The 25,982-nt window shown below is 52.2% G+C and carries 29 protein-coding genes and 4 tRNA genes; 20 read left to right on the top strand and 13 right to left on the bottom strand.

From position 1 onward, the window contains the following. Positions 1 to 38 precede the first annotated feature (38 nt). From cmk to ACJJIB_RS15310, 9 genes are all read left to right on the top strand, one after another. A complete protein-coding gene (gene cmk, locus ACJJIB_RS15350; protein WP_444884295.1) occupies positions 39 to 728 on the top strand; it encodes a (d)CMP kinase in 690 nt (229 codons plus the stop codon). A 173-nt stretch (positions 729 to 901) separates the two neighbouring features. Then, positions 902 to 2,581, top strand: coding sequence for a 30S ribosomal protein S1 (gene rpsA / locus ACJJIB_RS15345; RefSeq protein ID WP_252082377.1), 1,680 nt, complete (start codon positions 902 to 904; stop codon positions 2,579 to 2,581). A 140-nt stretch (positions 2,582 to 2,721) separates the two neighbouring features. Then, positions 2,722 to 3,030: an integration host factor subunit beta gene (ihfB, locus tag ACJJIB_RS15340; protein ID WP_252082375.1), complete on the top strand. Its 309-nt coding sequence runs from the start codon at positions 2,722 to 2,724 to the stop codon at positions 3,028 to 3,030. A gap of 115 nt (positions 3,031 to 3,145) precedes the next feature. Next, the gene (locus ACJJIB_RS15335) at positions 3,146 to 3,454 is read left to right on the top strand and encodes a lipopolysaccharide assembly protein LapA domain-containing protein (protein ID WP_252082373.1); all 309 of its coding nucleotides are present in this window, start codon (positions 3,146 to 3,148) and stop codon (positions 3,452 to 3,454) included. Position 3,455: 1 nt separating this feature from the next. Then, entirely contained in the window at positions 3,456 to 4,646 is a 1,191-nt protein-coding gene (gene lapB, locus ACJJIB_RS15330) for a lipopolysaccharide assembly protein LapB (RefSeq protein ID WP_444886744.1), read from the top strand. 47 nt (positions 4,647 to 4,693) lie between these two features. Beyond that, entirely contained in the window at positions 4,694 to 5,404 is a 711-nt protein-coding gene (gene pyrF, locus ACJJIB_RS15325) for an orotidine-5'-phosphate decarboxylase (protein WP_444886743.1), read from the top strand. A 141-nt stretch (positions 5,405 to 5,545) separates the two neighbouring features. Then, positions 5,546 to 5,848 carry a ComEA family DNA-binding protein gene (locus ACJJIB_RS15320; protein ID WP_252082368.1) on the top strand — a complete coding sequence of 101 codons (303 nt, stop codon included), beginning with the start codon at positions 5,546 to 5,548 and terminating at the stop codon, positions 5,846 to 5,848. A 204-nt stretch (positions 5,849 to 6,052) separates the two neighbouring features. Then, entirely contained in the window at positions 6,053 to 6,931 is an 879-nt protein-coding gene (locus ACJJIB_RS15315) for an MraY family glycosyltransferase (protein WP_444888937.1), read from the top strand. 65 nt (positions 6,932 to 6,996) lie between these two features. Then, positions 6,997 to 8,946, top strand: a complete 1,950-nt coding sequence (locus tag ACJJIB_RS15310) for a polysaccharide biosynthesis protein (RefSeq protein ID WP_444886742.1) — start codon at positions 6,997 to 6,999, stop codon at positions 8,944 to 8,946. Between the two features lie 168 nt (positions 8,947 to 9,114). Here ACJJIB_RS15310 and ACJJIB_RS15305 read toward each other — a convergent pair. Both ACJJIB_RS15305 and ACJJIB_RS15300 read right to left on the bottom strand, forming a co-directional pair. Beyond that, positions 9,115 to 9,190, bottom strand: a tRNA-Asn gene (locus ACJJIB_RS15305). Between the two features lie 46 nt (positions 9,191 to 9,236). Beyond that, positions 9,237 to 9,312, bottom strand: a tRNA-Asn gene (locus ACJJIB_RS15300). Positions 9,313 to 9,553: 241 nt separating this feature from the next. Here ACJJIB_RS15300 and uvrB point away from each other — a divergent pair. From uvrB to ACJJIB_RS15245, 11 genes are all read left to right on the top strand, one after another. Beyond that, positions 9,554 to 11,560, top strand: coding sequence for an excinuclease ABC subunit UvrB (gene uvrB / locus ACJJIB_RS15295; RefSeq protein WP_444886741.1), 2,007 nt, complete (start codon positions 9,554 to 9,556; stop codon positions 11,558 to 11,560). Positions 11,561 to 11,709: 149 nt separating this feature from the next. Next, positions 11,710 to 11,786 (top strand) — tRNA-Val (locus ACJJIB_RS15290). 107 nt (positions 11,787 to 11,893) lie between these two features. After that, positions 11,894 to 13,822, top strand: coding sequence for a threonine--tRNA ligase (gene thrS / locus ACJJIB_RS15285; protein WP_444886740.1), 1,929 nt, complete (start codon positions 11,894 to 11,896; stop codon positions 13,820 to 13,822). Positions 13,823 to 13,843: 21 nt separating this feature from the next. Next, positions 13,844 to 14,389, top strand: coding sequence for a translation initiation factor IF-3 (gene infC, locus ACJJIB_RS15280; RefSeq protein ID WP_435583647.1), 546 nt, complete (start codon positions 13,844 to 13,846; stop codon positions 14,387 to 14,389). A 146-nt stretch (positions 14,390 to 14,535) separates the two neighbouring features. Then, positions 14,536 to 14,730: a 50S ribosomal protein L35 gene (gene rpmI, locus ACJJIB_RS15275; RefSeq protein ID WP_020413351.1), complete on the top strand. Its 195-nt coding sequence runs from the start codon at positions 14,536 to 14,538 to the stop codon at positions 14,728 to 14,730. Positions 14,731 to 14,766: 36 nt separating this feature from the next. Then, the gene (gene rplT, locus ACJJIB_RS15270; protein WP_252082363.1) at positions 14,767 to 15,126 is read left to right on the top strand and encodes a 50S ribosomal protein L20; all 360 of its coding nucleotides are present in this window, start codon (positions 14,767 to 14,769) and stop codon (positions 15,124 to 15,126) included. Between the two features lie 204 nt (positions 15,127 to 15,330). Beyond that, positions 15,331 to 16,344: a phenylalanine--tRNA ligase subunit alpha gene (gene pheS, locus ACJJIB_RS15265; protein ID WP_252082361.1), complete on the top strand. Its 1,014-nt coding sequence runs from the start codon at positions 15,331 to 15,333 to the stop codon at positions 16,342 to 16,344. A gap of 131 nt (positions 16,345 to 16,475) precedes the next feature. Then, positions 16,476 to 18,851, top strand: a complete 2,376-nt coding sequence (pheT, locus tag ACJJIB_RS15260) for a phenylalanine--tRNA ligase subunit beta (RefSeq protein ID WP_444886739.1) — start codon at positions 16,476 to 16,478, stop codon at positions 18,849 to 18,851. A gap of 130 nt (positions 18,852 to 18,981) precedes the next feature. Then, positions 18,982 to 19,287 (top strand): integration host factor subunit alpha, encoded by a 306-nt coding sequence (gene ihfA, locus ACJJIB_RS15255; RefSeq protein ID WP_108733837.1) that lies wholly within the window; start codon positions 18,982 to 18,984, stop codon positions 19,285 to 19,287. Then, entirely contained in the window at positions 19,268 to 19,636 is a 369-nt protein-coding gene (locus tag ACJJIB_RS15250) for a MerR family transcriptional regulator (RefSeq protein WP_152452791.1), read from the top strand. Before ihfA ends, ACJJIB_RS15250 begins: the two co-directional genes overlap by 20 nt. Before the next feature lie 114 nt (positions 19,637 to 19,750). Then, a tRNA-Pro gene (locus ACJJIB_RS15245) sits at positions 19,751 to 19,827 on the top strand. A 99-nt stretch (positions 19,828 to 19,926) separates the two neighbouring features. Here ACJJIB_RS15245 and ACJJIB_RS15240 read toward each other — a convergent pair. The 11 genes from ACJJIB_RS15240 to ACJJIB_RS15190 form a co-directional block, all read right to left on the bottom strand. After that, the gene (locus tag ACJJIB_RS15240; RefSeq protein ID WP_444886738.1) at positions 19,927 to 21,144 is read right to left on the bottom strand and encodes a site-specific integrase; all 1,218 of its coding nucleotides are present in this window, start codon (positions 21,142 to 21,144) and stop codon (positions 19,927 to 19,929) included. Between the two features lie 14 nt (positions 21,145 to 21,158). Continuing rightward, entirely contained in the window at positions 21,159 to 21,443 is a 285-nt protein-coding gene (locus ACJJIB_RS15235) for a hypothetical protein (RefSeq protein WP_444886737.1), read from the bottom strand. A gap of 24 nt (positions 21,444 to 21,467) precedes the next feature. Beyond that, positions 21,468 to 21,863 (bottom strand): hypothetical protein, encoded by a 396-nt coding sequence (locus ACJJIB_RS15230; RefSeq protein WP_444886736.1) that lies wholly within the window; start codon positions 21,861 to 21,863, stop codon positions 21,468 to 21,470. 16 nt (positions 21,864 to 21,879) lie between these two features. Beyond that, positions 21,880 to 22,143 carry a hypothetical protein gene (locus ACJJIB_RS15225; RefSeq protein ID WP_444886735.1) on the bottom strand — a complete coding sequence of 88 codons (264 nt, stop codon included), beginning with the start codon at positions 22,141 to 22,143 and terminating at the stop codon, positions 21,880 to 21,882. A gap of 26 nt (positions 22,144 to 22,169) precedes the next feature. Then, entirely contained in the window at positions 22,170 to 22,358 is a 189-nt protein-coding gene (locus tag ACJJIB_RS15220) for a hypothetical protein (protein ID WP_444886734.1), read from the bottom strand. A gap of 86 nt (positions 22,359 to 22,444) precedes the next feature. Beyond that, a complete protein-coding gene (gene ssb / locus ACJJIB_RS15215; RefSeq protein ID WP_444886733.1) occupies positions 22,445 to 22,936 on the bottom strand; it encodes a single-stranded DNA-binding protein in 492 nt (163 codons plus the stop codon). A 54-nt stretch (positions 22,937 to 22,990) separates the two neighbouring features. Further along, positions 22,991 to 23,491: a siphovirus Gp157 family protein gene (locus ACJJIB_RS15210; protein ID WP_444886732.1), complete on the bottom strand. Its 501-nt coding sequence runs from the start codon at positions 23,489 to 23,491 to the stop codon at positions 22,991 to 22,993. Next, entirely contained in the window at positions 23,491 to 24,231 is a 741-nt protein-coding gene (locus ACJJIB_RS15205; RefSeq protein ID WP_444886731.1) for a hypothetical protein, read from the bottom strand. The genes ACJJIB_RS15210 and ACJJIB_RS15205 overlap by 1 nt, the downstream gene beginning before the upstream one ends. After that, positions 24,224 to 24,676, bottom strand: a complete 453-nt coding sequence (locus ACJJIB_RS15200) for a hypothetical protein (protein WP_444886730.1) — start codon at positions 24,674 to 24,676, stop codon at positions 24,224 to 24,226. Before ACJJIB_RS15200 ends, ACJJIB_RS15205 begins: the two co-directional genes overlap by 8 nt. Beyond that, complete coding sequence (locus ACJJIB_RS15195) at positions 24,661 to 25,056, bottom strand: hypothetical protein (RefSeq protein WP_444886729.1); 396 nt, start codon at positions 25,054 to 25,056, stop codon at positions 24,661 to 24,663. Before ACJJIB_RS15195 ends, ACJJIB_RS15200 begins: the two co-directional genes overlap by 16 nt. Positions 25,057 to 25,402: 346 nt before the next feature. Then, on the bottom strand, positions 25,403 to 25,876 hold the full coding sequence (locus ACJJIB_RS15190; RefSeq protein WP_444886728.1) for a hypothetical protein: 474 nt from the start codon (positions 25,874 to 25,876) through the stop codon (positions 25,403 to 25,405). Positions 25,877 to 25,982: the final 106 nt, after the last annotated feature.

Genomic DNA, 25,982 nt, shown 5'->3' with positions numbered 1-25,982 from the left:
TTTGCGCGGCTTACAATGAAGTTGAGTTGTACAAAAATATGAATGAAACGAACAAGCTGCCACCGGTCGTCACAATTGATGGCCCCAGTGGTTCTGGTAAGGGGACTATCGCAAAGTTGCTGGCGGATAGGCTGGGCTTTGTTCTTTTGGATTCTGGTGCTCTCTATCGGGCTGCAGCTTTGGCGGCCCTGGAAAAAGAGGTGGATCTGGCCGATGAGGATTCGCTGACCCAGGTTGCCAGAGATCTGGATGTTCGCTTTCTGATCAGTGATGGTTGTCTGCAGGTCCTGCTGGAAGGGCGCGAAGTCAGCCATGAAATTCGTATGGAGCGGGTGAGTATGGCGGCCTCTACTGTCGCTGCCATTCCTGGGGTGCGCGCCGCACTGTTGCAGCGCCAGCGTGATTTTCGACTACAGCCTGGATTGGTTGCTGATGGCCGCGATATGGGCACGACCGTATTTCCCGATGCTCCAGTCAAAGTCTATTTGACCGCCAGTGCAGAAGAGCGCGCCAGAAGGCGCGAGGCTCAGTTGCGGGAGAAGGGGGTTTCTGTTAGCCTCCGCGACCTGCTGGAGGACATCCGTGCCCGTGATGCACAGGATATGAACCGAAAAGCCTCGCCCCTGGCTCCTGCGAAAGATGCGGTAGAGCTCGATAGTACTGGGGTGACGATTGAAGAGGTTCTCAACGAAGTGCTGGCACTGGTGCAGAAGCGAATTGCGCCCTGAACCACAGAGGTCAGCAGCAGATAGTTTTTAACGATAACGGCCGGGTTTTGCCAGAATTGCCCGGCCGTTGTTGTAATCCGACCCGCGTTCTGGCATCGCGGTTGGGGTCTTGGCTGGCGGTTGACTAAACTCAACAGTTACCAACGGCTGGACCCAGCACTATAGGTAATGTAATGAGCGAGAGCTTTGCTGATCTATTTGAAGAGAGCCTGAAAAGCGTTGAAATGGCACCGGGCGCTATTGTTACTGGTGTTGTAATTGACGTAGACAAAGACTGGGTAACCGTTCACGCGGGCCTGAAGTCTGAAGGCGTTATCCCTGCTGCTCAGTTCGCCAACGATAAAGGCGAAGTTGAGCTGCAGGTGGGCGACGAAGTACAGGTTGCCCTGGAAGCTGTAGAAGACGGTTTCGGTGAAACCCGTCTGTCCCGTGAAAAAGCCAAGCGTGCTGAAGCCTGGAAAATCCTCGACGCAGCTCACGCAGCTGACGAAGTGGTTAAAGGTGTTATCAGCGGCAAGGTTAAGGGTGGCTTTACTGTAGACGTTGCCAATATCCGCGCATTCCTGCCCGGCTCTCTGGTTGATGTTCGCCCGGTTCGCGACACCGCGCACCTGGAAGGTAAAGAGCTCGAGTTCAAGGTTATCAAGCTGGATGCCAAGCGTAACAACGTAGTGGTTTCCCGTCGCGCTGTGATGGAAGCTGCAACCTCTGAAGAGCGTGAAGCGCTGCTGGAAAGCCTACAAGAAGGCATGAGCATTAAGGGTATCGTTAAGAACCTGACCGACTACGGTGCTTTCGTAGATCTGGGTGGTATCGACGGCCTGCTGCACATCACCGATATGGCTTGGAAGCGCATCAAGCACCCAAGCGAGATCGTGAACGTTGGCGACGAGATCGAAGTAAAAGTACTGAAGTTCGACCGCGAGCGCAGCCGTGTATCCCTGGGCCTGAAGCAACTGGGCGAAGATCCTTGGGTATCCATCAAGCAGCGTTACCCAGAGAACAGCCGCGTGAAGGCGGTTGTAACCAACCTGACCGACTACGGCTGCTTCGCCGAGCTGGAAGAAGGTGTCGAGGGTCTGGTACACGTTTCCGAAATGGATTGGACCAACAAGAACATCCACCCGTCCAAAGTTGTCCAGGTTGGCGACGAGGTAGAGGTGATGATCCTGGATATCGACGAAGAGCGTCGTCGTATCTCCCTGGGTATCAAGCAGTGCCAGGAAAACCCGTGGGATGCCTTCGCGCGTAAATTCGCTAAGGGCGACAAGATCTCCGGTAAGATCAAGTCCATCACTGACTTCGGTATCTTCATCGGTCTCGACGGCAGCATCGACGGTCTGGTTCACCTGTCCGATATCTCCTGGAACGAAGCTGGCGAAGAAGCTGTTCGCAAGTTCAAGAAAGGCGACGAAATCGAGACTGTTATCCTGGGCATTGATTCCGAGCGCGAGCGCATCTCCCTGGGTATCAAGCAACTGGAGTCCGATCCGTTCTCCGACTACGTATCCACTAGCGATCGCGGCAGCATCGTCAATGGTATCGTGAAGGAAGTAGACGCTAAGCAAGCGGTAATCACCCTGGCGGATGAAGTTGAAGGCATTCTGCGTGCTTCTGAAATCAGCCGCGACAAGGTTGAAGACGCTCGCAACGTTCTGAAAGAAGGCGAAGAAGTAGAAGCTAAGATCACCAGCGTGGATCGCAAGAACCGCGTGATCAGCCTGTCTATCAAAGCCAAAGATCAGGACGACGAGAAGCAAGCCATCAAGGATCACAGCAAGAAGCAGTCTGAGCAGGTTCAGCCCGCTACTATCGGTGACCTGATCAAGGCACAGATGAGCAACAAAGATTAATAGTCTTTAAGTGTTCATTGCTCCAAGTTTAGTGCTTGGAGTGACCCGAAAGCCGGACTGGGGTTGCCCAGTCCGGCTTTCTATTAGATGATTGGCGCTCTACTCCAGAAAATCAATGACTTACAAAGGTTGCGGAGCGCATGACCAAGTCCGAACTGATCGAAAGGATTGCGTTGAGGTTGGATCAGCTGCCAGTTAAGGATGTAGAGCTGGCGGTGAAGGTGATGTTGGATACTATGTCTGACTCCCTGTCGCAGGGTGAGCGTATTGAGATACGTGGTTTTGGTAGTTTTTCCCTACACTACCGAGCGCCGCGCACTGGGCGTAACCCCAAGACGGGGGATGCTGTGGCGTTAGCGGGTAAGTATGTACCCCATTTCAAACCGGGGAAAGAGTTGCGCGACAGAGTCAATCGCAGTATGCATGATGTGGTTGGGATCGAAGTATGATTGCATCTTAGGGCTTGCGGGATCAGAGGGGCAGGGCTCCTCGAGTGGCAGTACCGTTCGCCAGAGAATTCTATTGGCTATTAGAGTCACCCTTTAGTGGAACGTGGAGGTTCCCTTGTCATTTCTGCGCTGGCTGATGCACTTTATTTTCGGTCTTCTGGCCCTGGTGTGCGTTGCTCTCGGAATCTATTTCGCGGTGGAAAACTCCCAGGTAATCTCCCCGGTTATTGCAGGCTACTCATTGCAGTCAGGCAGCGTTGGTGTTTGGCTTATCTGCATGTTGCTGCTGGGTGTCCTGCTCGGATTTCTCGCCAGCCTTTTGCCAATTTTTTCCCAGCGTCGCCGCGTGCGAGGTCTTAACAAGCAGCTGAAAAAGATGGAGCGCGAACTCCAGGCTGTTCATCATAAGGCTACCGGAGACTGACTTGCTGGACTTAGCCTATTTCTTCTTTTTACTGGCTGCCGTTGCAATCGGTTGGGTGCTGGGTCGAGGCAGTACCAGGAAAAAACCTGACTTTAGTGAGCAGGAGCAATCCCTCGCCCGCTCCTATGCTCAAGGGCTCAACTATTTGCTCAGCGAGCATCCCGATGACACTATTGAGAAGTTTATTGATTCTCTTGAGGTAAGCCCGGTCACTTTCGATACACACCTGGCCTTGGGGAACCTCTTGCGTAGGCGAGGGGAGTACGACCAGGCTATTAGAGTGCATCAGAACCTGCTGGCGCGCCCTAGCCTATCAAGGCAGAGCCAGCACAAGGCCCAATTTGAGCTGGCTTGCGACTATATTGCTGCTGGTTGGTTAGATAGAGCCGAGCGACTATTACAAGAGCTGGTTGAGACTTCACAGGAGCTGCGTGCAACCAGCCTCGAGCACTTGATAGAAGTCTATAGGGATGAGAGAGAGTGGGCTAAGGCTATTCATGCAGTAAATCTACTGCATGGCCGCCGCTTTAAGCGGCTGTCAGCGGACTGGGCTCCTGTGCAGGCACACTTTTGCTGTGAGTTGGCTGAGGAGGCTATTACCGGCAAAGACTACTTGAGTGCGCGAAAGCATCTCGACGCGGCTTTAGGGTATGATCGAAGTTCGGTCAGGGCTTGCCTGTTGTGGGCGCGACTCGAATATTTGCTCGGCAAGCAGCGAGATGCCATTAAAGTATTGCAGCGGATCCCCAAGCAAAGTCCAGACTATATCCCAGAGATTCTAGAGTTGTTAGTCACCTGCTACGTGGAACTTAATGATGGGAAGGGGTTGGACCGCTATCTTGAGTCGCTTCTCAAGGAGCATCCTTCAAATAGTGTGCTGATTGCCCTGACTAGCAGGATTCAGGAGCAAGATAGCGAAGCTGCCGCTGCAGCTTTTATGGGAAAGCAGCTTGCTCTGCGTCCTTCTTTGCGAGGGCTTGGCCGCTTTCTGGACTTATATATAGGTACTGCGCAGGGTAGATCGAGGGAAAATCTCTCCCTGCTGAAAGCGCTTATCGATCAGTTGATCGCTAGCCGCCCACACTACCGGTGTAGCAACTGTGGTTTTTCTGGTAACCAGTTGCATTGGTTGTGCCCCAGTTGTAAGCACTGGGATTCTGTCCGGTCAGTCAAAGGGATCGAGGGTGAGTGATCAGCTCCCTCGGCCACCGTATAACCTAATCCTTAAGAGGTATTTCTTTGCAGTCTCAAGTCTCCTCCCCAGTTATTGTTGCTCTTGACTATGACAGCGCTGATGCCGCGCTCTCCATGGCTGACCAGTTAGACCCGTTGCTTTGTCGGGTAAAAGTTGGCAAGGAGCTTTTCACTATTGCTGGGCCCGATCTGGTTCGTGCCCTTGTGGACCGTGGGTTTGAGGTGTTTCTAGACCTGAAATTTCATGATATTCCCAACACTGTCGCTGCGGCGGTTAAGGCGGCTGCGCGCATGGGGGTCTGGATGGTGAATGTGCATGCTAGTGGTGGAGAGCGCATGATGAGGGCGGCTGTAGATGCTCTGAGTGAATTTGGTGCTCGCAAGCCATTGTTGATTGGAGTTACTGTATTGACCAGTACCACCCCGGAAGAGCTGGCTGCCACTGGGGTTGCTAAACCGCTTCAGGAGCAGGTGCTAAATCTGGCTGCACAAGCACACTCTTGTGGTCTCGACGGTGTGGTCTGCTCTGCCCGTGAGGCTGAAGCGTTAAAAGCGGCTTGCGGCCCCGACTTTGAGTTGGTGACTCCGGGAATTCGTCCTGCGGGCAGTGATGTCGGCGATCAGCGACGGACTCTCACCCCTTCTGAGGCGCTGGAGCAAGGTGCTGACCTCTTGGTGATAGGTCGACCAATTACTGCAGCAAAGAACCCCATGCTCGCTCTTCAAGATATATTGACTGAAATTGCAGGAAATTAAGGTTTGTTTGCCTAGACCGGGTGTGATGTAGTGTAATAGCCCTCGGGCAAAGTGTTGTTTGACCTATTGGTATCATGTCCCGGCTTGGGGAGGTAGAGCTGTCCCAATGTGAAACTAGAACACTTTCACTGGGAGTCGAACATGATTAAAACTCATTCATTACTTTCTTTGCTGTTAGCTATTGCACTTTCATTTCTTTCCTCATCAGTAGTATTTGCCGATGGAGCTGAGAGTGAGCAGCAAGTTGCCTTTGAGGTCAATGTAAACAGTGCATCTGCTGAGGAGCTTGCTGGCAAGCTTCTTGGAGTTGGTGAGGCTAAGGCGCAGTTGATTATCGAGTATCGGGAACAATATGGACCCTTTACATCCTTGGATCAGCTTCTAAATGTCAAAGGGATTGGGGCGGCCACCCTGGATAAGAATCGTGAGCGCATTCGGTTGTAGCTGCTTCTGACTAGCGGTGGATTAAGGTCTTCTTTGCTGAGTGGGTAAGGGGTCTATGTCTACCTATTTGCTTAATCGGGTTAGAGAGAGGGTTCTATCACCCCCTCTGCTGTGAATTTGGCGTCAGCACTTATTTGAGTTTTTAGTGTTGGCGCTATCTCACGCCAATCGTAGAGCATTGAGGAGAGAGGTTTAGTGGATCCGATGTCAGCTTGGTGGCTTCCCTTGCTAGTTGGAGGGGCTCTGAGTTATGGCGTGACGCTTGTCTTGCTGTTGCGCATGCGAAATTTGGCTTTAGATGTTCCTAATCACCGTTCAATGCACAGCGCTCCAATTCCGCGCACAGGCGGATGGGCACTGTTGGCGGGCTGCGGACTGGGCATAGCTGTAGGGCCTGCTTCCCTCCCGTTACCTGTTTATATGTCTTTTGTGTTGCTCCTTGCCGTATCTGCCATGGATGATATTAGGCATGTGGCGGCGAAGGTACGTTTGGCTTTCCAGCTGATTGCTGCTTTGATGGTTGTCCTTGCGCTACCTGTAGGGCTGGAGTGGTGGTGGCTTCCCCTTTTTGTGTTGGGCGGGGCCTGGATGATCAATCTATACAACTTTATGGATGGTATAGATGGATTTGCTGGCAGCATGACCGTGATCGGCTTCTCATCTCTTTGTCTGGCATTCCTCTTGGTGGAAGACTGGGAGTTGGCAGGGGTGTGTGTCTTATTCGTTGTGTGCGCATTAATTTTCTTGCGCTTTAACTGGCCTCCTGCGCAAATTTTCTTGGGAGATGCAGGGTCGACGTGCATTGGCTTGGCGGCGTTTACCTTAAGCATATTTGGATGGCAGAGAGGGGCCTTTGAGTTATGGTTTCCAATCATTGTTTTTAGCCCTTTTTGGGTGGATGCCAGTATTACATTGTTGCGGCGAATGGCTAGCGGGCAGCGTTGGTGGGAGGCGCATCGAGAACATTTTTATCAACGCTTGGCTATTCGTATCGGGGTGGCAAAAGCGCTCTACCTGCAGCTGATTCTGATGATCGCAGCCTCTGCCCTGGCGTTCACTTTTTCTGCTTTTGCGGCAACTTGATTTCAACGGTCGCTTTTAATTGGCGCCACGGATTGGTTGATTTTTATGTATGGGGTAATCCTGTGATGGGAATTTGGCGAAAGCTGGAGAGGGCTAGGAAGCCGGTTTTGATGTTGCTGTTTGACTTGGCAATGCTGAGTGCTGCCTTTTTTATGGCGATGGCAATTCGATTGAATGGATTAGCTGAAGCCGTAACACTCCCAATGCTGGGTTGCTTGATGATTACGATCTGCTCTAGCAGTTTAATATTTCTAAAGCTCGGTCTTTACCGCACAGTTATCCGCTATATGGGGCAGAAAGCGGTTATTGCTGTGCTCCAGGGAGTTACCGCATCCTCAATTCTGCTTGCGGTTGCTTCTTATTTGACGACCGCAGGTGTCCCCCGCTCGGTTCCCGTAATTTACTGGTGTTTCGCGTTGATAGCAGTGGGGGGGTCTCGGTGGCTCGTCCGAATTTACTATCAAATGGCGTTGGAAATTCATAAAACGCGAGTGGCAATTTATGGGGCTGGTACTGCTGGCCTGCAAGTTTACAAGGCTCTGCTTCACGGTGAAGTCTACAAGCCGGTTGCCTTTTTTGATGATAACACCTCTAAGCAAAAGACCCTGATAGATGGTGTTATGGTCTACTCCCCTTCAAGCATACTTGATGTGGTCGCTGAGCATGATATTGCTGAAGTATTACTGGCGATGCCTGGTGTTCCAAAGCGCCGGCGCCGAGAAATAGCGAGAGGGCTCCGTGATCAGGGGTTGGTAGTCAAAGCTATTCCTGGCGTAGAGGAGCTGGTTGATGCAGCAGGCCGTACCGAAGATATGTCCCAAACCTATGAGAATGTATTGGGCAGGGCTCCGGTGGAGCCTGAGAAGGCTTTGATAGCTGGTTCCATTAGCGGCAAAGTAGTGCTGGTGACGGGCGCTGGCGGCTCTATTGGATCGGAGCTTTGCAGGCAGATTGCCCAGTGGGGTCCGGCTCATTTGGTGCTGGTGGAATCTTCAGAGTATGCGCTTTATCAAATGGAGCGCGAGCTTCTTCAGCAGCAGCAGGATGAGGGGTATCAACTTCGGGTGACCGCGCTGCTTGGTGATGTTCGGGATAGAGTCCGGATGGCGGATATCATCAAGGGTTTCTCGGTTAATACCATTTATCATGCCGCTGCTTATAAGCATGTTCCCCTGGTTGAGCAAAATGTTGTTCTGGGGGCGGACAATAATGTGCTGGGCACGTTGTCGGTTCTGGAGGCCGCGGAGGGTTCTAAAGTTGAGCAGTTTGTGCTGATCTCCACCGATAAGGCTGTACGCCCTACGAACGTAATGGGGGCTACCAAGCGTTTCGCGGAGTTGGTGTGCCAGGATTATGGGCGTCGCTCTACTCAAATGCGGGTTTGCATGGTGCGCTTTGGTAATGTGTTGGGGTCTTCGGGTTCGGTGATACCCCTGTTTACGGATCAGATTAATGCGGGCGGTCCTGTCACTGTAACCCATCCAAAAGTAACGCGTTACTTTATGACTATCCCTGAAGCGGCTCAGCTTGTATTGCAGGCAGGCAATATGGGGCGCAATGGCGATGTATTCGTTCTGGATATGGGGGAGCCAGTCCTTATATATGACCTTGCTGAGCGGCTAATTAGGGTTATGGGACACTCTGTGAAGGATGATAGAAATCCTGATGGGGATATTGAGATTCAAGTGACAGGTTTGCGTCCTGGGGAAAAGCTCTATGAAGAGCTGCTACTCGGTGACAATGTGTTGGGTACTGATCACTCGATGATAATGCGTGCGGAAGAAGAGTTTTTGGAGCCTAGGGTCTTGCAGCGATTGATTGCAGGGTTGAGGCAGGCTTGCGTAGAACATCATTGTGAAAGGGTTCATCAGATTTTGTCTGAGGCGGTAAGTGGTTACACCTCAAAGCAAGGTTTGGTCGATGCTGTTTGGTCCCGGTCTCGCACTGTGAAGCCCCAGATAAAAATGGCCACGGTGGAGCGTCTTCCTGTCACCAGTGAGGGCGGCTTGCACTAGCTTGCCAGGTAAGCTGTTACATGAGCTCCTGATTTTTGGGGGCTTGTAAGTCCTAGGGTGGAATATAGGTAAAAGCCATTCTGCCCATGGGGTGAGGGAAGTGCGGTGAAGTATGAAGAAAGTGAATAAGAAAAAACCCCGCATAGCATGCTATGCGGGGTTTTTGTTTGGCTCCGCCTGCTGGGCTCGAACCAGCGACCCAATGATTAACAGTCATTTGCTCTACCAACTGAGCTAAGGCGGAATTTAATCTAACTTATAGAGCGCAAATTAAGCTGCGCTTTGAAATTTGGCTCCGCCTGCTGGGCTCGAACCAGCGACCCAATGATTAACAGTCATTTGCTCTACCAACTGAGCTAAGGCGGAATATCTTTTCGGCTGTGCCGTTGAGATGGCGCGTATATTATAGAGCACTCCTGGCGAGGTCAACCCCTTTTTTGATCTTTAACTAATTGATTTGTCAGGAAATTATTTATTTGGCCTGTGCGCAAAACGCCTCAGGCCTGGGTAGGGTGGGGTAGGACGCTATTCTCTTGTATTTGAGGGTGGTATGACGACAGCCTACAATCCGCTGTTGCATGAACGAATGAGTGGTTGAGGGAAGTGTATGGAGTCGCGACCTTTTAAGGTGGAATCTAAGTATCAGCCGGCCGGGGATCAGCCGCTGGCGATCAAGCAGTTATCCGAGGGCATAGATGACGGCTTGAGTCATCAAACACTGCTAGGGGTTACCGGCTCAGGTAAGACCTTCACGATGGCGAATATTATCGAGCGCTTGCAGCGCCCGGCGATAGTGATGGCTCACAACAAAACGTTGGCAGCTCAGCTCTATGGAGAGTTCAAAGAGTTTTTCCCCAAGAATGCCGTCGAATACTTTGTTTCTTATTATGACTACTATCAGCCCGAGGCCTATGTTCCCTCCTCGGATACTTTTATTGAGAAAGATGCATCGGTAAATGAGCACATTGAACAGATGCGCCTTTCCGCCACCAAGGCACTGATAGAGCGGCGTGATGTTGTGGTCGTTGCCACGGTATCGGCTATTTACGGTCTGGGTGATCCCGATAAATACCTAAAAATGGTATTGCACTTGGATCGTGGCGACCTGGTGGATCAGCGCACAATTTTACGCAGGTTGGCGGAGTTGCAATACACGCGCAATGATGCTGATTTCCGCCGCGCAACTTATCGTGTGCGCGGCGATATTATTGATATCTACCCGGCCGACTCCGATTTGGAGGCGGTGCGCCTGTCTCTGTTTGATGAAGAGATTGAAGAGATCACCTTGTTTGACCCGCTTACTGGAGAGCAGTTTAAGAAAGTTCCTCGGGTTACCATCTTCCCCAAGAGTCACTACGTTACCCCGCGTGAGACCATTGTCAGCGCTATTGATGAAATCAAAGAGGAGCTGCGAGTGCGTCTGGAGCAGTTGCGCGGTAATAACAAGTTATTGGAGGCGCAAAGGTTGGAGCAGCGCACCCGCTACGACCTGGAAATGATGCAGGAGTTAGGATACTGCAATGGTGTGGAGAACTATTCCCGCTACCTCTCCGGCCGCAATGCTGGTCAGCCGCCCCCCACGCTATTCGACTACCTGCCAAACGATGCACTGCTATTTATCGATGAAAGCCACGTAACCGTGCCACAAATCGGGGGCATGTATCGCGGGGATAGATCGCGCAAAGAGACCCTGGTGGAGTATGGTTTTCGCCTGCCTTCTGCCCTGGACAATCGCCCCCTCAAGTTTGAAGAGTGGGAGCATCTGGCCCCGCAAACGGTATTTGTTTCGGCAACGCCAGGGCCCTATGAAGCCGATCACGCGGGGCAGGTGGTCGAGCAGGTGGTGCGGCCCACAGGGCTTGTTGATCCGGAAGTGGAAATACGTCCGGCTCAGACCCAGGTTGACGATGCGCTCTCTGAAATTCACCGCTGCGCTGAAGCGGATCAGCGGGTGCTGATTACCGTGCTGACAAAGCGGATGGCAGAGGATCTGACCGAATACTTAGCGGAGAATGGCGTGCGGGTACGCTACCTGCATTCCGATATTGATACCGTTGAGCGGGTGGAGATTATCCGCGATCTTCGTATCGGTGAGTTTGATGTGTTGGTGGGTATTAACTTGCTGCGTGAAGGTCTGGATATGCCTGAGGTTGCCCTGGTGGCTATCTTCGATGCTGACAAGGAGGGTTTCCTGCGCTCTGATCGCTCCCTGATCCAGACTATTGGGCGTGCGGCGCGCAACCTTGAGGGGCGGGCTATTTTATATGCGGACAAAGTAACCGGCTCCATGGAGCGCGCGCTGGAAGAGACCCGTCGTCGCCGGGAAAAACAGATTGCTTTCAATAAAGAGCATGGCATTACACCGAAAGGTATTCGCAAAAGCGTTGCGGATATTCTTGAGGGTGCTGTGGCGCCCGGTGTACCCAAAAGTAAGCGTAAGGTGGCAGAAGGGAAGGGTGCCTATAAGGTTGACGACAAACCGATGTCCGATAAGCAGCGCTGGGCGCGAGTTGCTGAGCTGGAGAACCAAATGTATGAGCATGCCAAAAATCTGGAGTTTGAATCTGCAGCGAAGCTGCGGGATGAGATTGCCCACCTGAAGGGGGTGGAATAGTTTAGTTGAGGGCGGCTTTTTCGGCTGCCCTCACCGCCACGGCAACTTAAAAAAACTCTGTAAAAGTTCAGTAAGTTGTTGAAAACACTGAAAAGTGGTGCTAAAGTTCGCGCTCTTCGCAGCACTGGGTTCCCCCGCTGCAGAGTTCTAGACCCGTAGCTCAGTTGGTTAGAGCGCTGCCTTGACATGGCAGAGGTCAGCGGTTCAAATCCGCTCGGGTCTACCATCTTCAAAAGGATGGTTGCCCATCTGAATCAATAGTTCCATGAACCACTTCATGGATAGTTTCATGCGGTCTTTGGTAGGGATCGCCACTGAGAGAAAGGACAAACAATGCTCGTTGTTACTCTCCCCGATGGTTCTCGTCGAGAATTTTCCGCTCCGGTTTCCGTGCATGACGTTGCCGCAGATATCGGTCCTGGCTTGGCCAAGGCTGCACTTGCAGGCGTAGTCGACGGCAAAGAGGTTGATACCAGCTATGTCATCGATCGCGATGTCAATCTGGCCATCATCACCGACCGTCAGCCCGAAGGCCTGGAAGTCATTCGCCACTCCGCTGCACACTTACTGGCGCAGGCAGTTAAGCAGCTGTACCCGACGGCCCAGGTCACTATTGGCCCGGTTATCGAAGATGGCTTCTACTACGACTTTGCTTACGAGCGTCAGTTTACGCCGGAAGATCTCGAGAAGATCGAAGAGCGCATGGAAGTGCTGGCCAAGGAAGATATTACAGTCAGCCGCCGGCTAATGCCCCGTAAAGAAGCGGTGCAATACTTCCGCGATATGGGCGAAGAGTACAAGGCCGAGATTATCGACAGCATCCCCAGCGACGAAGATATTTCTTTGTACCGCCAGGGCGATTTCGAAGATCTGTGTCGCGGCCCCCACGTGCCCTCCACTGGCAGACTGAAGGCGTTCAAGCTGACCAAGGTGGCTGGCGCTTACTGGCGCGGCGATTCAAACAACGAGATGTTGACCCGTGTTTACGGCACCGCCTGGGCCAACAAGAAAGAATTAAAAGCTTACCTGCGTCGTATTGAGGAGGCAGAGAAGCGCGACCACCGCAAGCTGGCCAAGAAATACGATCTCTTCCATATCCAGGAAGAGGCACCCGGTATGGTGTTCTGGCACCCAAATGGCTGGACTATTTACAGTACTGTCGAGCAGTACATGCGCCGCCGTCAGCGCGAGTTTGGTTACAAAGAAATCAAAACCCCACAGCTGGTGGATTTCAGTCTATGGCAGAAGTCTGGTCATGCGGATAAGTTTGCCGATGACATGTTTACGCTCACCAGTGAAGAGCGCCAGTTTGCCATCAAACCTATGAACTGCCCCTGTCACGTGCAGGTGTTCAATCAAGGTTTGCGCAGTTATCGCGACCTGCCGCTGCGTTTGGCGGAGTTTGGCTCCTGCCACCGTAGTGAACCTTCCGGTTCCCTGCACGGTCTGATGCGCGTGCGCGGCTTCGTACAGGATGATGGCCATATCTTCTGTAGTGAAGATCAGATCCAGTCAGAGGTTTCTGACTTTATGGATCTGCTGCACTCCGTGTACAAAGACTTCGGCTTTAATGATGTTATTTATCGTCTCTCCACTCGCCCGGAGAAGCGTGTAGGTTCTGATGAGAGCTGGGACAAGGCAGAGAAAGCCCTGGCCGATGCGCTGGATGCCGCGGGCCTGCCGTGGGAAGAGTTGCCAGGTGAAGGCGCCTTCTACGGACCCAAGATCGAATTCTCCCTGAAAGACTGTCTCGGCCGGGTATGGCAGTGCGGTACCATTCAGGTGGACTTCTCTATGCCGGGCCGTCTGGATGCGCAATATGTCGCCGAAGATGGTTCGCGTCAGTCCCCGGTGATGTTGCACCGTGCAGCCTTGGGTTCCTTCGAGCGCTTTATCGGAATCCTGATCGAGCATTACGAAGGCGCGTTCCCCACCTGGCTGGCACCACAGCAGGTGGCGATCATGAATATTACCGATCGTCAGGCCGATTACTGTCGTGACTTGGAGGCCCGCCTTGGTTCGCTGCAATACCGCGCCAGTGCTGACTTGAGAAACGAGAAGATCGGCTTTAAAATCCGCGAGCACACGCTCCAGCGTGTCCCTTATCTGCTGGTCATTGGCGATAAGGAAGTAGAGAGCCAGACGGTTGCCGTGCGCACCCGCAGCGGTGAGGATCTGGGAAGTATGACTTATGAGTCTTTCCTTGAGATTCTCGAGCAGGACGTCAGTCGCCGCGGCCGTTTGTCCGAAGATAATGCATAACAACTTGGCAACTGGGAGACCATAGCTATTAAACGAGACACTAAGGGACGGTCCAAAAAGGCCCGCATAAACGATCAGATTGAAGCGTCAGAAATCCGCCTGATTGGCGCTGATGGCGAACAGGTAGGCATTGTCTCCCTGAATGAAGCGCTGGAAGCTGCACAGCAGGCTAGCTTGGATCTCGTTGAAATTGCCCCGGACTCCACGCCGATAGTCTGTAAGATTATGGACTACGGCAAGCACGTATTCGAAGCTAAAAAAGCTAAGAATGCCGCCAAGAAGAAGCAGAAGCAGCAGCAGATCAAGGAAATGAAATTCCGCCCGGGCACCGATATCGGTGACTACCAGATCAAGCTGCGCAACCTCATCCGCTTCCTGGAGGCGGGTGACAAGGCCAAGGTATCCTTGCGCTTCCGTGGTCGTGAAATGGCTCACCAGGAGCTGGGTATGGAAATGATGCAGCGCATCGAAAAAGACCTGGAAGAGCTGGCCATTGTAGAGCAGCGACCAAAGATGGAAGGTCGCCAGATGCTGATGGTTCTCGCTCCCAGCAAAAAGAAAAAGTGAGGTTTGGGGAAGCGATTCCCGGAACCTCCTTTGAGAAGTGATTGGGCGACGGCTGCCTCCTCACTCTCACCGTGCCGATGGCTCAGGTTGTCGGCAGATACTAAAGGTGCCTGTTATGCAGGCGAATATTCACTTTGGAGTACAAAATGCCGAAAGCAAAGACTCACAGTGGCGCTGCCAAGCGCTTCAAGAAGACGGCTGCGGGCTATAAGCACAAGCACGCTAACAAGAGCCACATCCTCACCAAGATGACCACCAAGCGTAAGCGTCAGCTGCGTGGCACCCAGACTATGAACAAGTCTGATGCCGGTCTGGTCGATCGTATGCTGCGCGCCAAGTAATTGGCCCAAATCGCAAAGGTTTAAGAGGATAGAGTTATGGCCCGTGTAAAACGTGGTGTAGAGGCGCGTCGTCGTCACAAGAAGATTCTGAAGCAGGCTAAAGGTTACTACGGTGCGCGTTCACGCGTATTCCGCGTTGCCAAGCAGGCAGTTATTAAAGCTGGTCAGTACGCATACCGTGACCGTCGCGTTAAGAAGCGTAACTTCCGCGCTCTGTGGATTACCCGTATTAACGCCCAGTCCCGTGCAGAAGGCCTGAGCTACAGCCGCCTGATCGCAGGTCTTAAGAAAGCGGAAATCGCACTGGATCGCCGTGTACTGGCTGATCTGGCTGTTTACGATAAAGCCGCTTTTGCTGCCGTAGTTGAAAAAGCTAAGGCAGCCCTGGCAGCGTAAGCTGTCACTTCAGTTGTAAAACTGAATATTTAAAATAGGGAAGGGCTGTAGCGGCCCTTCCCTATTTTTTTATGGGGTTTCCGCTATTTTTTACCGGTGGCGGTGCCAGGGGAGCCCCCGCGGTGCAAATGCACCGGCAAAAACAAGCACAAAACTAGGGCCAATCGGCCTCAATCGAAGTTGGATTCAAACGGGAACAGTTCGATGCAAGATTTGCAGTCCCTCACCGAGCAGGCAATGGAGCTGGTGGAAAAGGCCGATGGCCTCGCCGCACTGGATCAGGTGCGTGTTGATTACCTGGGCAAAAAGGGCCAGCTGACGGCACTGCTGAAAGGCCTGGGCAAGCTGTCTGCTGAGGAGCGCCCGGCTGCGGGTGCCAAGATCAATGAAGCCAAGCAACAGGTGCAGGAAAAAATTAATGCGCGCCGCACTATGCTGGAGCAGGCCGCCATCAATGCCAAGCTGGCTGAAGAGACCATTGATGTCACCCTGCCAGGGCGTGGTGAAGAGCAAGGCAATGCTCACCCCATCACCCGCACCTTAAAGCGTGTAGAAGATTTCTTTGCGGGCATCGGATTTACAGTTGAGAACGGCCCGGAAGTCGAGCAGGACTATTACAACTTCGAAGCCCTGAATATTCCCGCGCACCACCCAGCGCGCGCGATGCACGACACTTTCTACGTGGACCCCACCACAGTACTGAGAACACACACCTCTTCCGTGCAGATCCGCACCATGGAGAAAAAGTCTCCGCCGCTGCGCATTATCTGCCCCGGCCGCGTATACCGTTGCGACTCCGATGTGACCCACTCGCCCATGTTCCACCAGGTAGAAGGCCTGGTAATCGGCGAGAACATCAGCTTTGCGCACCTGAAAGGCACCATCGACCAATTCCTGCGTGCTTTCTTCGAAGCGGAAGTGCCGGTGCGTTTCCGTCCGTCTTATTTCCCTTTCACCGAGCCGTCTGCAGAAGCGGATATCCAGTGCACCGCCTGTGGTGGTGAAGGTTGCCGCGTATGTTCCGGCACCGGCTGGCTGGAAATTCTCGGCTGCGGCATGGTGCACCCGAACGTGTTTGCCGCCTGCGATATAGACAGTGAAAAATACTCCGGCTTTGCCTTCGGTATTGGTATCGAGCGCCTCGCCATGCTGCGTTACGGCGTTAACGATCTGCGCTTGTTCTTCGATAACGATCTGCGCTTCTTGAAACAGTTCTAGCCCAGTGAGAGCGCGAATAGCCGAGGCGGTTCGCAGTAGCAATCGAATTGTGGAGGCCCGGGTGGCGAAATAAATATCCCGGGCAAAATGCGCACCAAGTTGCGCTGACGGAATACAGAAAGAGATCAACTATGAAAATCAGCAACTCCTGGTTGCGGGAATGGGTAAACCCGAAACTCACCACACAGGAACTGGCCGATCAAATCACCATGGCCGGTCTGGAAGTGGATGGCATAGAAAAAGTAGCGGGTGATTTTTCCGGAGTGGTTGTGGGTGAGATTGTCGCCTGTGAACAGCACCCGGATGCCGACAAACTGCGCGTGTGTAAAGTGGCCGGCCACCCCGACGGTGAAATGCAGGTGGTGTGCGGTGCTCCCAACGCGCGCATCGGAATCAAAATTCCTTTTGCCCTGGTAGGCGCCAAATTGCCGGGCGATTTTAAAATCAAAAAAGCCAAGCTCCGTGGTGTAGAGAGCTTCGGCATGCTCTGTGCACAGACCGAACTGGAACTGGGCGAAGACAACGACGGTATCTGGGAACTGCCGGAAGACGCACCCACCGGTACCGATCTGCGCGAATACCTGCAGCTCGATGACGAAACCATCGAAGTGGATCTCACCCCGAACCGTTCCGACTGCCTCGGTGTTGCCGGTATTGCTCGCGAAGTGGGCGTACTGAATCGCTGCGCTGTTGAAGGCCCGGAAGTTGCCCCGGTACCCCAGCAAATCGACGAGAGCCTGCCCGTATCCCTGCTAGCCGAAGCCGCCTGCCCGCGCTACGTAGGTCGTGTCATTCGCAATATCGATATCAAAGCGGTAACACCTCTGTGGATGCAAGAGCGTCTGCGTCGCAGCGGCCTGCGCAGTATCGATCCGGTAGTAGACGTTACCAACTACGTACTGCTGGAACTGGGCCAACCCATGCATGCCTTCGACCTGGAGAAACTTTCCGGCGGTATCAAGGTGCGTATGGCAGAAGCCGGTGAAGAGCTGACCCTGCTGGATGGCCAGGCAGTGAAGCTACAGGAAGGCACCCTGGTGATTGCCGACGAAGAAAAGCCACTGGCCATGGCCGGTATTATGGGTGGCTTGGATTCTTCCGTTACCGAAGGTACCCAACATATCTTCCTGGAGAGCGCCTTCTTCAGCCCGCTGGCGATTGCCGGTAAAGCCCGTTCCTACGGCCTTCACACCGACTCCTCTCACCGCTTTGAGCGCGGCGTGGACTACCACCTGCAAGAGAAAGCGGTTGAGCGTGCTACCCAACTGCTGCTGGATATCGTTGGTGGTGAGCCAGGTCCGGTACACGTGCGCGAGCTGACTGAAACCATGCCCGCCGAGCGCCATATTACCCTGCGCCGTGCCAAGGTAGAGTTGGGCCTGGGTATCAAGCTGGCCGATGACGAAATCGTCGACATTCTTACCCGCCTGGGTCTGGAAAAAATTGACCAGAATGACGAAGGCTGGACCTTCCTCGCCCCCAGCTTCCGTTTCGATATCGCCATCGAAGCCGATCTGCTGGAAGAGTTGGCCCGTGTTTACGGCTACAACCGTATCCCAAGCGAAAGCTTTACCGCCGAGCTGGAAATTGCCCCGCGCCCGGAGAGCACCATTGCCCAGGACAATCTGGAGCAGACCCTGCTGAGCCGTGGCTACTACGAAGCGATCACTTTCAGCTTTATCGATAGTGACAGCGCTGCCCTATTTGACCCGGAAGCTGACCCAGTGGCTCTGCAAAACCCGATCAGCGCAGAGCTGGCGGTGATGCGTACTACCTTATTGCCGGGCCTGTGCAAAGCCTTGCAGTACAACCTCAATCGCCAGCAAAACCGCGTGCGCCTGTTTGAAACCGGCCTGCGCTTTGTACCTGGCGCGGAGCTGCACCAGGAGCAGATGATCGCTGGTCTCGCCTACGGTAACCGCTTTGCGGAAAACTGGACTGGCAGCAAAGACAGCGTGGATTTCTACGACGTGAAAGCCGACGTGGAAGCCCTGCTGGCTCGCACCGGTGTCGCCGATGAATTCCGCTTTGTTGCCGGCCAACACTCCGCACTGCACCCGGGCCAAACCGCCAAGATTATGCGCGGCGACCGCGAAGTAGGGGTTATCGGTGCCCTGCACCCGCAGCTGCAGAAGAAGCTGGATCTGGCCAAGCCGGCCTTCGTATTCGAACTCAGCCTGGAAGCGATCGGCCAGGGTAAAGCCCCTGCGTTCCGCCCGCTGTCCAAGTTCCCTGAAGTGCGGCGCGACCTGGCCCTGCTGATCGACGCGGATGTTCCCGCCGCCAATCTGGTAGAGGCCGCCACCGAGGCCGCCGGTGAAACCTTGACGGACCTCAAGATATTTGACGTCTACCAGGGCAAAGGTATTGATTTAAATAGAAAAAGTGTCGCTTTGGGGTTGACGTTTCAGCATTCGTCGCGCACCCTTAATGACGAAGAAATCAATGCCGCTGTAGATGCGGTGGTCGGTAAATTAGAAGAAAAATATAACGCTAGTCTGCGCTAACAGGGCATGATGCTCTCGGTGTGCAGACTGAATTGCACCCCGAGAGCGTCTGCTTCCGGGTTGAAAGCCGCCGCGGTTTGGGCCGCTTCCGATCTGGAGTCGACGCCTCTGAATCAATTGGTAGGATCCAATGACAGAGGCACTGACCAAGGCCGGGCTCGCCGAGAAGTTGTACGAGGAGCTGGGCTTTAATAAGCGCGAAGCAAAAGAGATCGTCGAGTATTTCTTCGAGGAAATCCGCAATGCGCTGGAAAGCAACGAGCAGGTCAAGCTCTCGGGCTTTGGCAATTTCGACTTGCGTGATAAAAGCCAGCGCCCCGGTCGCAACCCCAAGACCGGCGAGGAAATCCCCATCTCAGCCCGCAGGGTAGTCACCTTCAAACCAGGGCAAAAACTCAAGACACGAGTAGAGGAACATGCTGGAACCGAGCAATAATGCTCAGCTACCTGCAATCCCCGGTAAGCGCTATTTCACCATTGGTGAAGTGAGCGAGCTGTGTGCCGTGAAGCCCCATGTACTGCGCTACTGGGAGCAGGAATTCCCACAGCTGAAGCCCGTTAAACGCCGCGGCAACCGCCGTTACTACCAGCACCAGGACGTTATTATGGTGCGCCAGATTCGTGCGCTACTCTATGAAGAGGGCTATACCATTGGAGGAGCCCGCCAGCAGATAGAGACCGGTAGTGAAAGGGCAGAAGTGGTGCAGTTACAGCAGGTGCTACCGGAAGTGATCGCGGAACTCAAAGATGTAGTGGCCCTGCTGGATGGGAGAAAGAATTTCTAAAAAACTGTAAACCTGGGCTTGCAATCCAGCCGCACTCAGGTATGATTCACGCCACATCGAGACACGATGTCTTTAAAAATCAATCACTTAGCGAAGTGAGCGATTTTTCAAAATCGGAGCGTAGCGCAGCCTGGTAGCGCACCACACTGGGGGTGTGGTGGTCGTCGGTTCAAATCCGGCCGCTCCGACCATCTTTCTTCATATCTCATGCGGCTTTCAGCCAGATTTCGAGATTGAGCGTACAAAAACCAATTCCCAAGCGTACAAAAACCCCGTACAAAAACTCTCAATCACTTCCGCATTAGTAATTTCGGGTCGATGCTGATACCCACTTCTTTGTATTCCCGCTCATGTCCCCCGAGATAAAACTTCTCAGTAATCTCTGCATCTGTGTGGGCGCATATTTCTGCAATTTTCTCTGAGCTATGGCCGGACTTCTTCAGTAGGTGAGAGGCTAGAGCACGGACTTCGTGAAAGGTTGGCCTGGCGCTACTTGGCAAGTCCTGGCGAACTCCTGCGGCATCACGTACTTCCTTAAACTGATTTGATAGCCTTGCAGGCATCAGCCTGCACCAATGCTCATCTTGCTTCGCCCTGGGTTGCCTTTTCTTTGGTTGATACGAGACCGCAAACGGGCAGCGGTAGTTTTGCAGAGATAGCTGCCGGGCCCGGTTGATGACTTGGCGTAAGCCGGGGTGCTGGCTGTAGGACCAGCGAAGATATGTGGCTCTTTCCTCGCCTCTCTGGTTGATTGATTTATCTACCCCTTTATCAATACCGGCATCCGTAACATGCTCGTCCAGTCGTAAGCTGCACACATCACCGCGTCTCATGGTAGTGAGGAGCGAGAGGTCCATAGCAATTTGGAGCCCTGTATAACCCAGTTCACCGGCCATATCGTGTATTTGCCAGAAGTCTTGCAGGGTTAGCCTTTGTCTCACTTTTGCAGGACGCTGCCGCGGTATTAATTTGGGGGCTTCGTCGCTGGTGTTGAATGGGTTGAATGTGAGTTTCGGAACTGTACCTTCGAGCATTAAATAATTAACGAAACTGCGCAGAGCGGCGCGGCTATTCCGCTGAGGGTGATAGTCTTGCGATTCCCACCATTCGCGAACCATGGTTAGCGTCAGCTCGTGCGGCATAGGGTTATTAAGCTGTTCGCACATACGCTCAACATAGCGGCGCTTCTGGTTCCAACGTGAAGCTGTGGCCTGTTTGGGGTGGTTTAATTCCATCCAGGCAATCCAGCCGCTGTAGCGGTCCAAGAGGCTTCCGGCTCGTGCAGTCCAAACGGTATCTGTTGTTGCTGGCTGGCGCTCATAGAGGTCGCGCTGCCGGTTGGCCTGCTTTGCCTGACGAATCGCTTCAGCGGTGGTGCCGTGGAATGTGAGACTGGAACCATCGGGGCGAATATAGCGCCAATAGTTTGCCCGCTTTTTGGGGTCGGTATAGAGGTTTTCTGGCAACTCCAGACCGTCCACATACCTAGGTTTCCTTGGTCTAGCCATTATTTTCTTCCGTGTTATCTGCGCGCTAGTAGAGGAGAGATTGGTTCAGCTTCTGCTGATGCGCGCTCTTCCGTGCGTATTGTGTAGGGGTCATGGAACCCATTTCGGTAAATATATAATCTATCGCCTAACCAGCGCCCAGCAACTTCACCAGTTGAAACCCACTTTATAACGGTCTCGCGTGCGGGCTGGGTTCCAGCAAAGCTCTCTCTAACCCAGTCTTTCCAGTACATAAGCTGATTGATACTCTGGGGCGCCCTTTGTGGGCCGCCCTCAACAACTCCAGTTTGTGCTTTCATGCCGCCACCCGTGCTATGGCTGAGTTAGACATTGGTTGCCTCCGTATTTTCGGCTAGGTAACCTAAGGCGTCCCGACAAGCTTCATCAGCAGTTGAGCCACTACCGCAAGCCAGCAATAACTTTGAGCCAGGTTTGTCTTTTAGCCATGCCATCCAGTCGGTTATTCTGCTTCTAGCAATTTCCACATATAAAAATGGATAATGATTTTCTAGCTCAACAGCTTTATTTATAAATTCCGCCACGCTGCTTTCTTGATTAGATTGCTCTGATTCAGCAAACGTTTGAAACTGCGAAAACATCCAGTGCAAAAACTCGCCCATTTCCGATTCATGAAAAGTAAAGCCCTCGCTGGTGCCAGCTATTTCAGTGGCTTTCTGTTTCCACTGCTCCAGAAGGTTTTCAAATCTTGATTGTTCCATTGCATATCCCTCGCTATTAACTATTTCCGTGAGCCTCTAAAAATGCTCTTCCCAGTGCCGTTAGTCTCTTGGTCTCTGATGTCCTTGCATCTATTAGAAAGCCGCCATCAATCAAAATGTGATAAATAGTGTGGCCAGACCAGAAGCCTTCGATTTGATTATTGAGACACTTAGCAATAATTTCCCTTTTTGCTTGGGTGCTATTATTTATCTTCTTGCCGAAGTTTGTGCCATCGAATAGCTCTTCGATATATTCATCTGAAATTACCTGATAGGCCATGGGCTCCCCTCGCTATTATTCAGCTTTTACATGTAAAGCGGCATGAAAATCGCATCCATAGCCGTGCTAGTGAGAAATCCAGCTAAAAACCATAAGAGCTTATTTTCTGACTTGGGTGGGGATGCACATTCTTCTTTTGTGAGAAGGCGGCCATTTACATAAATATTGCTGCCTTTTTTTTCGATGCGTAAATCGTTTATTTTGACTGCTTGCATATCAGATTCCTTTAGATGTTTTCAGGCTGCAAGTGGATAGATGTGAACCCCGTTAGGGGTCCTGAGCTAGCGACCCAGGTTGGTGATTAAAATAATGGTGGTTCGTTAAACTGTTGGCTGAAGTCACTTGTTCCGCCCATCGCATTTGGAGGTTGTCGGTTTTGCTGATACCCCTGACCTTGCGCTTGTCTTTGCTGCGGCTGCCCCTGGGATCCCTGGCCCTGTTGCGCTCCGTTTTGCTGACCATCAAGCATCTGCATTTCAGCTGCGACGATTTCAGTCGTGTAGCGGTCCTGGCCGGTTTGCTTGTCTTGCCACTTCCGTGTGCGAAGTGAGCCCTCGACATAAATTTTGGCCCCTTTGCGTAGGTATTCACCGGCTACTTCTGCGAGGCGATTGAAAAAGACTACGCGGTGCCATTCGGTGCGTTCTTGCTGCTGGCCGGTTTGCTTATCCTTCCAGCTTTCACTGGTGGCTAGGCTGATATTGGTTATGGCGCTGCCGCTGGGTGTGTATCTGGTTTCTGGGTCGTTGCCCAAATTACCAATCAAAATGACCTTATTGATTCCCTTTGCCATAATTGGCTCCTTCAAAAAAAATGCGCCCCGTACCAGCGGCGCTAGCCTCACGCGTCAACGTATTTGTAATGCAGGTTTAGCTTCTGCCAGTCGCGCCCCTGGAATTTCCTGGCCTTCTTTTAGAGCAGCCAATAACGCCTTCTTGTCTGGGGTAAATGTGTTCTTCACTGTCACGAATTCGCCGGGCAGGGCGTCTTCATTCTCAATATCAACTTTGGCCATAGGTTTTTTCAGAGAGATAGTGAACACCGGACATTCAATTTTCTTAATTCCGCATTCCTGCATATTGAAGCGGAGATATTCGGTGATTGAATCGCGGCGGTTTTGCAAAGCTTTTTTCTTAGCCTGTAACCGCTTAATTTCATCATCGAGTCCCTTTTCGAAAGGGGTGAAATTCATGAGTAGATTACCTATCTGGATAGCCTTCTCATTGAATTCCAGCTCTATCCCTTCCAGGGTGTCGGCAATATCTTCCGGGGTCATATCGTTGTCTTCGGCCAGCTGTTTTAGCTCGCGGGCTTGGTCGGTGATTTCATACAGTTTTAAGGCGGTCATCATGCAGCTCCTTGGAGTTGTTCCTTTTGCGCTTCGTAGCTTTGGGTGAGAGCGGTAATTCCTTTTTTGGCGACCTCTGCGAGGTGTGGCATATTTCCTTGCCGCTCAAGGTGTTTGATTGAGGTTTTGAAAATTCCGGCGGCCTCATGTAGGCGGCGTGAGCTTTTCAGTGTTTCCAGGTGCTTCTGGACGTACTCGGTAAGCTCTTTGGCTTGCTTGTCTCGCGCGGAGTCTTTGTCTTCCGCTTTGTCTATTTGGCTTTCCAGCTGGCGCTCTTGGCGGTATTCGGGGTCATCCCATTCACCGCTATAAATATCTGCGGAGAAGCCGAGGAATGAAAAGCACTTTTTTAAAGCGTCGGAGACAGATTTTTTTGCAGCTTCTTTATCTTCAATAAAGCGCTTCTTGTTATTTGACCAGTAAATACGCGGTGTGTGGCCATAGTTCTCCACATGACCTCGCTTTCCGTCAATCTCATACCAGAGGCGAAGCTTGATTGTGTGGGTTAGGTTATGACCGATTACTTGACCGTCCTGAATTACTGGGGCTCCCTGGTCGTCACGCTCTTCAGCGATTTCGTAGCCCCAGTAAATGCCGATCGGCCCCCATATCTCGGTAGCTTTCTCAACCATGGCAATGTGATTGATGCTTGCAGTTTTGCGGCCCTCTAGCGTTGACTCTTTTACAAAGCGAGCGTCAGTTTTTTTGACTCGCTGCCAAATGCTTAGATTCTCAGACATTTTGCTCGCTCCCGTTATTAAAAAAGGAGAGCTGAAATTCATTGCTGAGGGGGATAAAAACAGCCGCTACTGAATTAATTTCCCCGCAAACTCCTGATATTTCGGTCTTCTCCATAACCCAGCCGCCAGGAACCCGAACAAAAAGGCGCCCGCCTATTTCTGTGGTCTGCCCTAAGTCCAGCCCATAAAGATCTTTTCTCTGCTTGAGTGACTTCTCTCTTTTTTTGCGCTCGATTTCCTGCTCCCAGTTTTTTTCCATCTCTTTCTGGTAGGCCTCTAGCTCTTCCCTATGTGCCTCGAACCCCTCCACGTCGTAAATATTCCAGGACGGGTCTTTTATCCAGGCTTGCTTCAACCGATCTATTGCAGCTTGGGAGCGTTTCTTTGCTGTTTTTTCCATTGTGTTTTCTCCGTTAGAGAGGGGAGGGCTTAAAAGCCTTCCCACTCGTCGAGGTATCCAGTTTCACGAGCTACAACTTCTAAATCCTCTCGGCATTTTTCAGCCAGACTCAATGCGTATTGTTTGGCTATTTTTTGGAGCCTATATCCAGCTTCACAGGCATCGAGAAGTGCAAGCCTGAAGATTTCCGCAAAGCTGTCTTCATCAAATTCGTTGTTAGCAATTTCAGTGAAGCGGCTGTGGCAGTTGGCTGCGGTTTCGGAGAGACGAACCTCTTTAGTGAGGATGCGGTTTAGAAAAAACTCTGCAGCCCTATCTTCAGCCTTTGCTTTCTGTGTGGCGCCCTCATCTGGCAGAGAGTCTTGGTGACGCTCATAACTTCTAAGAGCGTCTTCGGCGGGGGCGGTTGAGCTGGTTACTAACATGGTGTTCTCCCTGAGCTGTTAGAATCAGGTTAAGCAAAAAGACTAACTTTTTAAAGTCAAAAAGATTAACTAATGTTGATTTGTGTGTCACATGGGGTGCAAATATTGCTTGGTGGGACGTTAGGGGTTGCTCTTGGAAGATCGAGATTTAGGGGGGCATTTAGCTCTATGGGTAAGAGGTGCCTCAGTATTTTTAGAGCGGAGGGTAGGAGTTGTCTGTAGTCTGGTTTGATTGGGGTCTGACAAAGGACAGGCTGTAGGTGGCCCTGGCAGCGATCCCTGCAATGAATTTATGCAGTTAGGCCGTGCCAGTGATTGCAGGGCCACCTAGATTTTGAGGGTCTATTTAGGATTCTTTCGGTAAAAGAAGTCTGAGTGCGTAACTTGGGTCTACAGGTGTAGTCCCTCCTGTGGATTCAGTGTACGCGTATACGGCAGCCGCTGTTTTAGCTAGTAGTTCCATGCGCTCATCTTCGCTAAGGTTTAGAGATAATAGTTTCATCTCCTTTTGGCTACGAATAAGAGCATCAACGAGTAAATCGACATTGACCCCGCCTGGTGTGCGGGTAGCTTCAGGTTGCTCGGTGCCATGGTGGGTGTCCAGCCAGCCGTGTTGATACCCTCCTGCATCTTCAATTCTTCGAGCTATAGAGTCTCCAATATTGCGTCGAGGATTCTTGCCGATTATCTGCGATATTCCAGAATTAGGCATATCCAGCTTGCGGGCTAGCTCTGCTGGCCCGCCAACTTCTTTGGCAATGCGTCGGGCGTTTTCCCGTCTTATTGTCTTTATATCCATGCGGCCTTTGGTTGTGTTCATGCTTTGGCCTCAATTCTACCTACCTTACAGCTTTGGCAAGTTAGCCAATTTTGCAACTTTGGCATGAATTTGCTTCAGCAAAAGTTAGTCTTTTCTTGCAATAGTT

The sequence above is a fragment of the Microbulbifer mixtoriginis (SeqCode) genome (assembly GCF_052467705.1).
This window is presented reverse-complemented; position numbering and strand designations above follow the sequence as displayed.